At 48.8% G+C, this 9,158-nt stretch carries 8 protein-coding genes; 2 read left to right on the top strand and 6 right to left on the bottom strand.

Annotated elements, in window-relative coordinates; genetic code table 11:
• The first annotated feature begins 626 nt into the window (after positions 1-626).
• Complete coding sequence (locus ACYVHX_RS28290) at positions 627-1,544, top strand: alpha/beta fold hydrolase (protein ID WP_460675083.1); 918 nt, start codon at positions 627-629, stop codon at positions 1,542-1,544.
• 903 nt (positions 1,545-2,447) lie between these two features.
• Here ACYVHX_RS28290 and ACYVHX_RS28285 read toward each other — a convergent pair.
• From ACYVHX_RS28285 to ACYVHX_RS28270, 4 genes are all read right to left on the bottom strand, one after another.
• Complete coding sequence (locus ACYVHX_RS28285) at positions 2,448-3,983, bottom strand: hypothetical protein (protein WP_460675082.1); 1,536 nt, start codon at positions 3,981-3,983, stop codon at positions 2,448-2,450.
• A gap of 350 nt (positions 3,984-4,333) precedes the next feature.
• The gene (locus ACYVHX_RS28280) at positions 4,334-4,948 is read right to left on the bottom strand and encodes a hypothetical protein (RefSeq protein WP_460675081.1); all 615 of its coding nucleotides are present in this window, start codon (positions 4,946-4,948) and stop codon (positions 4,334-4,336) included.
• The gene (locus ACYVHX_RS28275; RefSeq protein ID WP_460675080.1) at positions 4,945-5,922 is read right to left on the bottom strand and encodes a DUF5712 family protein; all 978 of its coding nucleotides are present in this window, start codon (positions 5,920-5,922) and stop codon (positions 4,945-4,947) included. Before ACYVHX_RS28275 ends, ACYVHX_RS28280 begins: the two co-directional genes overlap by 4 nt.
• Positions 5,919-6,386 (bottom strand): BfmA/BtgA family mobilization protein, encoded by a 468-nt coding sequence (locus tag ACYVHX_RS28270; protein WP_460675079.1) that lies wholly within the window; start codon positions 6,384-6,386, stop codon positions 5,919-5,921. Before ACYVHX_RS28270 ends, ACYVHX_RS28275 begins: the two co-directional genes overlap by 4 nt.
• 766 nt (positions 6,387-7,152) lie before the next feature.
• Between ACYVHX_RS28270 and ACYVHX_RS28265 the strand changes: the two genes are divergently transcribed.
• On the top strand, positions 7,153-8,106 hold the full coding sequence (locus ACYVHX_RS28265) for a RepB family plasmid replication initiator protein (protein WP_460675078.1): 954 nt from the start codon (positions 7,153-7,155) through the stop codon (positions 8,104-8,106).
• Between the two features lie 272 nt (positions 8,107-8,378).
• Here ACYVHX_RS28265 and ACYVHX_RS28260 read toward each other — a convergent pair whose 3' ends face one another.
• Positions 8,379-8,669: a BrnT family toxin gene (locus tag ACYVHX_RS28260; protein WP_460675077.1), complete on the bottom strand. Its 291-nt coding sequence runs from the start codon at positions 8,667-8,669 to the stop codon at positions 8,379-8,381.
• Positions 8,670-8,674: 5 nt separating this feature from the next.
• Positions 8,675-9,109, bottom strand: coding sequence for a hypothetical protein (locus ACYVHX_RS28255; RefSeq protein ID WP_460675076.1), 435 nt, complete (start codon positions 9,107-9,109; stop codon positions 8,675-8,677).
• Positions 9,110-9,158 lie beyond the last annotated feature (49 nt).

Below are 9,158 nucleotides of genomic sequence, written 5' to 3'. Positions count from 1 at the left end.
TGTTTAGGCATATAAGTTTAGTTATACATTTTGTTATACAGCAAAATAAAGGTTTTTTTTGACTAATTGCCAGCAAAACAGAACTTTAGTTTAGTTTTACAAAACTTTCAATTAACACAAATATTAATTACACGACAGAAAAATGATGGAGCTATGAAATATCTAAAGTGGTTGGCTGCGGCTGTCGTGAGTATACTGTCGGTAGCTTTCGTAGCTTCCTTAATGAATTACATATTCATGGGTAATTTCTCGATCCCTAATCCAGTATGGGCAGGTATCATATGTGGAGGACTAGTGGTCACTCGTTACATCATCCCACGGTTTACAAGGGAAAAAGTTAACATAAAAGTGATTATACAACAGATCGTATGCCTTTAGATTTACCCCGTGATATTATTCCAAGATACAACTCGTCAAACCTTTATCTTGGAATAATATCACGGGGTAAATCTAAAGGCATACGGCGTTCATCACTGGACACTATACGTATAAATATGGACGAGTTGTAAAATCGTCCGTCCGTCACACCTGACCCGGAATCACCTTTCAAAACTAACGCGTCCTGATTGGAGTTGAGTTAGCGGGTCTGTCACCTGACAGTACGATCCATTAAACCGAAACGACCCATGACAATGCACTACGTCCGGCGAGGCACTGGCACACCCCTACTCTTAGTTCACGGCATTGGTAGCAGCCACCGGTCGTGGGATCTGATCATCGACGGCCTGGCCACCAAACGCGACGTTATCGCGGTAGATTTACCCGGCTTCGGAGCCACGCCACCCCTGACCGGCGAGACCTCCATTCGTACCCTTGCCGACGCCGTGACCGATTTTCTGGCCGATAATAATCTGACGGGCATCGACGCCGTCGGCAGTTCGATGGGGGCGCGGTTAGTGATCGAACTGGCCCGGCGGGGCGGGGTGCTGGGTGCCGTCGTGTCGCTCGACCCGGGTGGTTTCTGGCAGGGCTGGGAAATTCCCTTCTTTTACCACTCCGTGCGGTTATCAGCCCAGCTCGTCGGCACATTACAACCCGCACTGCCTTTTCTGACCGGCAACCCCGTTGGCCGGACCCTGCTGTTCGCTCAGTTTTCGGCGGCTCCCTGGAAAATCCCCGCTCCGGTAGCGCTACAGGAACTGCGAACGTTTGTGCCCACGCCCGCATTCAACGAACTATTGGACAATCTGGCCCATGGCGAAAAACAGCAGGGTGCCCCGGCGGGTCTCATTCAACAGCCGTTAGTTATTGGCTGGGGACGCCGGGACCTGGTTTGTCTGCCCGGTCAGTCGAAGCTCGCACTAAGTTTGTTCCCCGATGCGCAACTGCACTGGTTCGCCAACTCAGGTCACTTTCCCCAACTCGACGTTCCTGAAGAAGCAATACAACTGATTCTGGACGTGACCGACGGAACGTATCAGGCTCAACCGGAGCGGACTGAGGCCCCAGCGGAGGTGAAGCACCCAAACAAAGTACTGATTGGTGTAGGTGTCGCCGTTGTGGTGGCGGGCCTGTTTCTGGCACTTCGCAGCGCCAGGTGGTAATCTCGGGTAATCTCGGACGATTAAAGGAGAAAAATAGGAGTCTGCGACGCTGTACTAGTATGTATTAGGCATGGACCACCCCTGACGGTACGGGATACAGACATCTCATATACCCAACAGCTTATTGTGCTTTGCCTGAGCGTCTAGTTGCTTAGACTTAGCAAGCCGGGCCTTTTCAGCCTGTAAAATTCGGGGACCTAAAGTATGATCAACAGCTACCTGAGCATTAACATAAGGGTAGTTAACACAAAACCGCCTTTTTCGCCACGTAAGGGGTTTAACCACCTTTATAACAACTACTTACAGGAAATTTTATGCTTTTAACGTTCGTTTTAGAGAGAAGTAAATATGCTATTTAGGGACGTGTAAAAGCAGCCAATTTTGATGCTCTTAAGCCTTTAAACGACGTTAAGACCATCCAAGCCCAAAATACAGCGGTTAGCAACCCAAATTCACATGTATTCTGGGTGTTATACTCTACTTGCCGGTATAGCCCCCGTGCTAAACAGTTAAATCTGTGTAACTAATTGATTAACAAAATCTTATAGACTCCACGTGGCGGATATACCTTGAATGTGTCAGCTACCCCGTAGCCGAAGCAGATGAAGTAGTCTGCCGTTCACTAGCTTGGAATAGTTAAACTTTTCAAATAAATGTTGCTCTATCTTAATCGCTTAGTTTCTTAACTTTTTCCCTTTACATATTCATAGTTCTACAACAACTCTAGATAAAGTACAATGCCTGGCTATCGATCAGAGTAGCCAGGCATTGTACTTTTCAAAGCTTAATAGAGTAACCACTTGCGTTTACAGTAATGCTCTCGGATACTTCAAAAACCGCATCGATCAATCAAGTCAATGCATAATAGGGGTGAACTTGAGCAAAAGGGCAATAAACCCCGGCCTATTTGCTATCCGTGTCTAAACTCTTCAGGTAAGCGATCATCTCGCTTCGCTGGGTTGGTTTGACTATATAGAAGGGGTGCGGAGCCGTTTTGCCGCGCTTCGGGTTAAACAGTTCATCCAGGCTACTTACCGAATCATCGTGCAGAAATACGGGCTTACGAGCCAGGTCTAATAGCAAAGGAAGGGCGTTGCCACGAATGCCACCACCGGGACTGGCATCCACCACCACCATCTTATCGTCGAACGTACCAGGGGCATTCTGAATAGGCGATAGGGGAGCCTGTCGCTGGGCCAGCACCTTAGGCGCGTAGCCTGGCCAGATGGTTTTCATAGGAATGAGCTTGGTGGACACCGGCACACTCTGATTGGTATTGTGGCAAGACGTGCAGTTTTGAGCGACAAACAGCGCGCGTCCACTCGCCACTTGCATGGCGTTGGTCACCACGCCCTTGGGCGCTTGCAGACTGCGGACGTAGGCTTCCAGATCACGCAGCTTCTGCTCGTCCACGCGCTTACCGGTGGGGGTAGGTGGGTCGCCAGGTTTGCCCTTCTCTGGAGCCGTTACATAGGGGTAACCCGTCACGCCGGTAGCGGCCAATACCTTGGCATAACCGGCCACGATTGAGTCACCGCCTGCCGCGCCTAACAGGTGAATAAACTGCTTGCCGCCGGGCGAGAGCAGGTTACTCTGATCAAATAAAGCGGTGTAGACCGTGTTGTTAAAATCATTCAGCTTGTCATTCTGGCCCGATGAGCCGAAGGGCGCGGCCAAATCCTGCCGAAAAAAGGGCGTGATGTGAATGGAATTGCCATTACCGTCCGGCGAATCATCAAAGGTGCCAATAGGGTAGTATTTGGGGTTACTCAAGTAAGCGTCAACTTCCGCTTCGGAGGAGTTAGCCGTCAGGCCCTTAGGCGCACGGCCAATGGTAGTTCCGTCGGGCTGCTGCAACTGTAAGGTGGGAAAGAGCGCGCGGGAGTTGGCAGCGATGGCCAGCAGCTTACCTACGTTGAGACCGTGCGGGGTGGGGCCGTCGATCCGCTTGCCAATGCTCCCCTTGCCCGCAAGCTCAAACATCGACTTGTCGGTGATGGCGTGGCAAAGTGCACAAGTTACGCCAACTTTACCCCCTTTTGGTACCATACCGATAACGGCGTTGTTCTTCACCAACGCGTCGAGCGTGGCAGGGTCATTGAGCTTGGGAGCTTGGGCGGGCGAGTGGTCGGTCTTGAGCTCATTGACGAAGGCAGCTTTTAGGTCGGTGGGCAGGGCATCCACATCGAAACTGACACCGGCTTTCAGCGCGTCGAGCACAGTAAGCTTAGCAGCCTTCATGCCCTGGGGCATGCGCACAGCGTCGGTCCAGAAGCCCTCGTCGCCAAATGTTTCGTTGCGGTATATCTCACGGCCAGCGTCAATGCGGCCAGCACCTACCGAGTCGGTAGTCGTTTGAGCGGTGGTCTTGGTTGAGCTTTCACTCTGGCAGCCAGACGCTGCAATAACAACCAGGCCTGATAGCAGGAGAGCTGGCATACGTAAGGAATAGAAGCTAGTCATCTTAATGGGGTAAGATTATCCTGAAGCTATTCTCCACGGAGTCAGTATCTACGTAGGCCTAGAAAGCAGGGATTGCCTTATTAACCGGAAGCTGCACATTTAGTTACGATTGGTAGTAACTTTATTCTTGACCTGTGCATTTTCCTTTCAAATAATATTTGGCTTTCTTCTCTCCCTTTCCAAACCACAATTTGACCTATTTACATTACTCTTGTTTTTAGGTGTATTTCTTGGAAAAGTTTCTTAACATAAGATTCCTTATACAACACCCCTCAGAAATGTCCTAAAAACGAAGGGGCAAAAAAGGGCATTTTCAGATCCGGACTTTACCGCTTTTTTTCCCCTTTGTTCAGTTGCTGATTGTACTGCTGAACCGCCTGCTTATACGACTTCTGGGTCGATAGCCAGTCAACAAACTGCTTGTAATCGTAATAACGTTCCGTGCTCTGGGTGGCTTGCCCCTCCCAGTACCGCGCCTGACTTGCCTGGTGTTCGGCGTACCAGCCCAGCCCAAAAAATAACCCGCAGAAGACCCCCAAGGTGATCACCAGCGACTGCCAGGACGTAAAACCCAGAATCGAACCCGGCACCCGAATGTCGCGCGGGATGCGCGCGGCGGCCTTCGCCACCTGCTGAGCGGCCGCCGCTCCGGCTTCCTGGATCCGTTGGGCCGTGGGCAGCACCGCCATCAGCGCCGGACCAAGCTCTTCGGCCAACGCGCGGATATCCAACTCCACCGGCTGATCGTGCAGCGCCTTCACCTGCTCATAGGTCGCTGCGGGGGGCTGTTGTTGCTCCCCTTTAAGCAGGGCCGTTAGCTGCTCGATGGCCTGGCTCTGGCGGCTTAATTCCGCCGTTAGCCGTTGGATGGGGTCGGCACTGGTTTCTGCTGGGGGCGGGCTGGGCTGACCCAGGTTTTTTAAAAACTTGTTTTCGCTCATAAGCCTAAACCCCGGCTCCGGCGGGGCGTCTGTTCGGGTTTGATTTCCAGTCGTTGTTCTTCTTTTAAGCGGGCTTCTTGCTGACGGGCCAATTCCTGCTGGCGTTGCAGCTCGGCCTGGCGGCTAGCCTCTTGTTGTTGGTAGACCTGGCTTAATCCTTCCCGTAGACCCGTTAGCGGGTCGGACACCGTTAACTCGGCGACGGACCGGGGCGCGGCTTCCCGGCGAGCGGCTTCCCGGCGAGCGGCCTGACTCAGCTCGGCTTTTAAGGCTTCGTCGCCGTACTTCATGCCGTGCCGGTAGGCAAACGACTCGGTCAGATTCCGCTCGTAGCCAAAGGCCAAATCAAAGCTTTTTTCCACCCGTTGACTGAAACCGTTGCGCTCAAAGCCGCCTTTGACTACCCCTTTGGTGGTGGCCTTGTGATTGGTCAAGGGACTCAAATGGTAGGGATTCTTCCGCTCGTGCAAACCGGCTTCCAAGCCCTGCCGGTAGGCTTTTAGATTCTCGGTGCGACTAACAATGACGTGAATGTGGGTCTGATCGCCCTCCTTGGCCATTCCTTTGGGCTGCTCCCCCAATTGAACGGCCCGGTCGGTGTGGTTGTAGCTGCGGTGCTGCTCGATCTTGGCGTACCAGACCAGATCGGAGCCCTTTATCCCCTTTCCAAAGTTGTCCGCGTACTGCTCCATCGCTTCGCGGGTAAAGGCTTTCAACCGCTCGGGGTCCGCTTTCAGGTGCGCCAGTTCGGCCTGGGAAGGGGCCAGTACGATCTGATAGTACTTATCATCGGCCCGGCCCAGGTTGCGCTTATTCGCGTCGATTTCGGCCACGACCTGTCCAGCCGCTACGCCATCGGTATCGCGGCCAAACCACAACCCTTGCTGTTCTTTCTCCAGGTAGGTGGCTAAACCCCCACAGGAGCCGCTGCGGTTGGACAAGCCACTGCCCCCGGCTGGAATCTTGGTCATCATCGGATGGGGTGTTGTTTGATCAGTTCATCAGCCTGTTGGCGGTACTCAGGACGTAAAGCGTTATCCACTAGGGCTGTGCGGAAGGATAGCCGCAGCAAGGTTTGCACTGCTTCGACGACGCCCGTAAGCTGTTCTTCCAATTGCTCCGGACTCAAAGGGGGGTGGATTTCCTGAGCCTGCCGCAGCGCCTGTACGTCGGCGCGCAGGGGTTTTAGGATCTCCTTTTCCTGTTCGCGGATAAATCCAATAAAGCGCTTATCGAGCGTAGCCACTTGATCAACCAGTTTTTTCAGGACTAGCTCGGGCTGGTCGGCCTTCGGCTCGCGCGGATCGGTCCGGGTAACGGTGAAATACTGCACCATGGCGGTCACCAAATCCTTGTTGGAAAGGCCAAATTGCACCCCCAGCCGCTCTAATTGCTGGTGAGTGCCGACACTAACAGAAAGGCTCTTACGCTCGGTCATACGGATAGAAAGTATACATTTATGTATTGATTGTCAATTAGTTATAAAATTATTACACACTTAATCTGTAAATATCCGAACTATATAATTATAATATATTGATTACCAACCCCGTAGGGCGGGACGAACGGTATGGAACGCAGTGGAATAGCGTTCCGTCTCGCTCTCTAAAACTAGACTCCTGTACACCCAGAACACAGCCCGCTAACTACGTATCAGGAAAGCTAAAGACAATAGGATAGATTTATAAATCCAAGTCCGGCCAGCCCGGGTAAACTAAACGAGTTGGAAAGGGGAAGGCAAATTCAAGGGGATTGCTGGGTTCAAGGGAGAAAAGCAGATAAGAGAAGGATATTTACTAAAATAGTACAATTATAAGATTATAAACTATAGGAATAGTTATCACCCCCCGGTGTAGTTTTCCCTTTTGCTTTTTTCCCTTTCCCATTCAGTTTAGTCGAACGCTTTTTGCTGCTTTTTACCCTGTGGATAACTTTGGATTTTGGGCCATTTTTTAGACTTATCCACACCCTAAATGCCCCTTTTTTCGCATTTGCACTTTATCAAATATTTCTTTTGCAAACTTTAAGGCCTGGCAACTATTTGATATACAGTGTTTTGAAAGGGTATTTTAACAGTAATTGGCGGTATTTTAACAGTAATTGGCGGTACTTTCGAGGGTATTTTAACAGTAATTGGCGGAAAAAGTGGCATTTAATTTGCTTTTTTTAAAAGTAATTATTTTTTTTACTGTTAAAATATTCTTATGAGCCTTACAGAATCTTTTAAACAGACTAATGCTATTACTGGTGCTAGATACGACTACACTACCACTGAAAAAAGACTTATATATCTAGCTCTTATTGAGATAATGAAGAGCGTTCAAAACGGTATTGCCGATGACTTTTTCAGTAGAGAGTTAGTGTTATTTATTCCAGAAAGTCAGCTAAAGAAAGCAGATGAGCATGACCATCGATTTAGAGATTACAGAAAAGCTGTTGTTAGTCTTCGCAAAAAAGACTTTTCAATTGATAAACCTGATGGGGGCTGGATTGAAACAGGTTTTGTAAACGGTGGCGAGTTAATAAAAGGGAAAGGGATAGAGATCCGGATATCAACCTACGTACTGCCTTATCTTCATGAACTCACAAAACGATTTACGGTCTTGGATGCCACTGTTGTAATGACATTGGCTAGCAAATTCTCACAACGGTTTTATGAATGGTGTTGCCAATGGCGATCTGTGGGTCGTTTTGATTTTACTCCCGATGAGTTAAGGGATGTATTAGTAGCTAAAATGACAACTGGAAATTTGAAGCAATTTGTTATTGAGGTAGCACAGGCCGAGTTGATGAAGATGTATGAAGAAGGTATTAGCGATATTTACTTCACATACACTGAAGAACGTAGTGGGCGGGGGCGGGGTGGCTCGGTAAAGCGGTGGAGTTTTCAGATTCACACTAAAAAAAGACAAGCAGCTCAGGAAAGGGCCAACAATGCCGATATCGTCTTCGTAGCGCAATTTTTAGCCCAAACCTTTGGGAAAGACTCGCCTTTGATCGATCAGGCCTTAGAAGCTCTAAAAACGCACGAAAACGTCAAACTTTTTGCTCAGCGTGTTGATGAACTTCAAACATCGGGAAAACTCGACCGTACCAAGAACAAACCAGGCTATATCCGCTCCATTTTGCAAAAAGAATTCGGTTTGGATAACAAGTAAAAGTCTTACCCGAACAAAATCCGAAAGAGTGATTTCTTACTTTGCTTTGGCTGCTGACTACTGGCAAGTTCAGCCGGCAATAGATCAGGTGTAGAGTTAGAGGCAGAGTGTAGCCTAAGGCTCCAACTTTCTTCTAGCAAAGACACCGGCCTGAGGACAAAGGATGACTCTATTTCTTAGATTCGGCAATAAGCCGGTCTAAGTCAATGGGCACATCTTTAGCGATCCACTGAGTTGTGTCTTCGTCAGGAAGTTCCTTTACAAAGAACATATCAGTCTCCGACTTGTCGATCTTCGTAGTACGCTTTCTCTTCACGCCTAGCGACTCGTGTACCAATAATGCGGATTTTCCCATGTCTAACGATAAAATAAGCGGTTAGTAGCCTGTCTTGGTTACTACGACCATAACAAAGATAACGAATTTCAGTAGGCGTTCCTCTTTTACTGAGACGGATTACACGGCCACTATCTGCAAAAACGCTTTCTGCTTCCTCGTTTGTAACCCCATGTTTGATTACTGACTTATGACGATTACCGTCATCCCATTCAAATTGATAACCCATATAAATTATCCGAAAAGGCGACTGAAAAAGCCCTTCTTATCCTGAACAGGAATACGTTCAGCAAGTTGAGTGATCATTGTTTTAATACCATCTAATTCTGTACGAATGTCTTCTTGCCGTATTGGCATCTGTTCGCCTTTTTTGAGCTGTTCTTGAGCATATGACCGAACATCTTCATTAAGGAACTGGCCAATAGTCTTACCGGATCGTTGAGCTACTTTTTCAATTACTCCCCGAGTTTCTAGATCGACACCTCGAATAGCCCACAATCCAACGTCTGGAGCACGACGCGGCCGCCCCCCTTTATGTTTTGTTGTACTTTTCTTGAGTTCTGTTATACTTCCACTAACCTTTGTTTTACTAAACTCCGGTTTTGTTTCGTCAACATCTGTAGGCGCTGAACTTAACTCAGGTTCTGTTATTGTAACCTGTTTAGGCATATAAGTTTAGTTATACATTTTGTTATACAGCAAAATAAAGGTTTTTTTT

This window comes from Larkinella ripae, from assembly GCF_054780775.1.
Note: the sequence above shows the minus strand (reverse complement) of the source record. Positions and strands in the feature narration are given on the sequence as shown.

What these genes read in the sequence shown, in the direction of transcription:
- ACYVHX_RS28285 (WP_460675082.1), bottom strand. Translation starts at nt 3,983, where the DNA reads ATGCCAGCTCTCCTGCTATCAGGCCTGGTTGTTATTGCAGCGTCTGGC.
- ACYVHX_RS28275 (WP_460675080.1), bottom strand. Translation starts at nt 5,922, where the DNA reads ATGATGACCAAGATTCCAGCCGGGGGCAGTGGCTTGTCCAACCGCAGC.
- ACYVHX_RS28260 (WP_460675077.1), bottom strand. Translation starts at nt 8,669, where the DNA reads ATGGGTTATCAATTTGAATGGGATGACGGTAATCGTCATAAGTCAGTA.
- ACYVHX_RS28290 (WP_460675083.1), top strand. Translation starts at nt 627, where the DNA reads ATGACAATGCACTACGTCCGGCGAGGCACTGGCACACCCCTACTCTTA.
- ACYVHX_RS28255 (WP_460675076.1), bottom strand. Translation starts at nt 9,109, where the DNA reads ATGCCTAAACAGGTTACAATAACAGAACCTGAGTTAAGTTCAGCGCCT.
- ACYVHX_RS28265 (WP_460675078.1), top strand. Translation starts at nt 7,153, where the DNA reads ATGAGCCTTACAGAATCTTTTAAACAGACTAATGCTATTACTGGTGCT.
- ACYVHX_RS28280 (WP_460675081.1), bottom strand. Translation starts at nt 4,948, where the DNA reads ATGAGCGAAAACAAGTTTTTAAAAAACCTGGGTCAGCCCAGCCCGCCC.
- ACYVHX_RS28270 (WP_460675079.1), bottom strand. Translation starts at nt 6,386, where the DNA reads ATGACCGAGCGTAAGAGCCTTTCTGTTAGTGTCGGCACTCACCAGCAA.